We start from the raw sequence: 1679 nt of genomic DNA on the forward strand, positions 1-1679 counted from the left end.
GCTTCTACCGCCGCGTTGAGCGCCAGGATGTTGGTCTGAAAAGCGATGCCGTCGATCACGCCGATGATGTCGACGATCTTCCTCGACGAGGTATTGATGGCGCCCATGGTGTTGACCACTTCTGCCACCACGCTGCCGCCCTTGACTGCAATGCTGGAAGCAGACACGGCCAGCTGGTTGGCCTGCCTGGCGTTGTCGGCGTTTTGCTTGACGGTGGAAGTCAGCTCCTCCATGGAAGCTGCGGTCTGTTCCAGTGAACTGGCCTGCTCTTCGGTGCGCGAGGACAGGTCCTGGTTGCCTGCGGCGATCTGGCCCGAGGCGGCGACAACGCCTTCCACGCTGGCGCCAATATCCGCGACGACCGCCAACAGGTTGGCGCTCATCTGGTTCAGGGCGAGCAGCAATGGTTTGGCCTCGTCAGCGGGATGAATTTCGAACTTGGCGAGATCCCCCCCGGCAATGGCTTGCGCCACTTTGGCGGCCCTGTCCAGAGGACGAAACACCGCGCTGACAAGAAAATAACCAAAGCCGGCCCACGCCAGAGCAGAAGCCACAATGCCTGCCGCGAACACAGCGGGCATCCAGCCGGCCGTACCCGATGACACGGCAAGCAAAGAGACTTCGCGCCAGCCCACCAGACCCAAGCCCAGCGTCAGCGTGACCGCCAAGGTAGTGGTCCCAATGACCCGTTGCGAGATCGGGATTCGACGCAGGCTCGCAATCGGGGCACTCCACACTGGCTTCACCACTTCACCCTGACGGATTTTCAGCCCGGCTGCGTTGCCCTCCCTGATGCTTGAATAGATACGCTCAGCCTCGGCTACCTGAGCGGGTTCGGGCTTGTTTCTGACCGACATGTAGCCTTGAGTCACGCCCTTTTGCCGTATCGGTGTGACGTTTGCCTGCACCCAATAGAAGTCACCGTTGTTGCGACGGTTCTTGACCAACCCGGTCCACGGCAAGTCCTGGGCCAGGGTGCTCCACATATCAGCAAAAGCTTCCGCTGGCATATCGGGATGGCGGATGATGTTGTGGGCCTTGCCCATCAGCTCGTCTGGACCGTAGCCGCTCACCTTGACAAATGACGGATTCACATAGGTGATACGCCCCTTGAGATCGGTGCGGGACACCAGTGCAGTGTCCTGGGGAATTGTGTATTCGTTGGTCGTCACCGGTAAATTGACACGCATGATTAATCTATATCCGTATAAAGGCAGAAAAAAAATTGGGAACTGATGACTTGATCAAATCCAGGTTCGGATTGACCCCGTCAAGAGCTTGAATAGCAGGTCAAACCGCCGTTAAAACTCCTGCCACTCCCCGGCCCCGGAGGTCGCGGCCGTGGCCACCGCCAGTCGCCGTGACGGCAAAGGCTCGCTGCCCCGCCTCGGCTTTGACGCCGTAATGGCGGGCCTGGCAGGCGGTGGCTGCACGGGCTCGGTTCTCGGGTAGTGGGCTGCTGCACGCCGGGTTGAGGCGCCCTGGCTGAGTGCTTGTTCCTGGTCGAGCCTGAACACGCTGACCACCTGGGACAGGCCGGCCGCCTGCTCCTGCAGCGATTGCGCGGCTGCTGCCGCTTCTTCGACCAATGCGGCGTTTTGCTGCGTGACCTGGTCCATCTGCGTGATCGCCTGGTTGATCTGCTCTATGCCCGAGGTCTGCTCCTGGCTGGCGGCGGT

General features: G+C 60.7%; 1 protein-coding gene and 1 pseudogene. Both read right to left on the bottom strand.

Annotated features, from left to right (window positions below; all coding sequences use genetic code 11):
• The coding region (locus Q8K05_RS18010; protein WP_305247986.1) for a methyl-accepting chemotaxis protein at nt 1-1190 on the bottom strand (1190 nt) is incomplete at its 3' end.
• 111 nt (nt 1191-1301) lie between these two features.
• Nucleotides 1302-1679 (bottom strand): annotated as a pseudogene (locus tag Q8K05_RS18015) (hypothetical protein); the annotation flags it as partial.

Origin of the sequence: Polaromonas sp. (assembly GCF_030682935.1) — a bacterium.
In the GTDB taxonomy this organism is placed as follows: Bacteria; Pseudomonadota; Gammaproteobacteria; order Burkholderiales; family Burkholderiaceae_C; genus Polaromonas.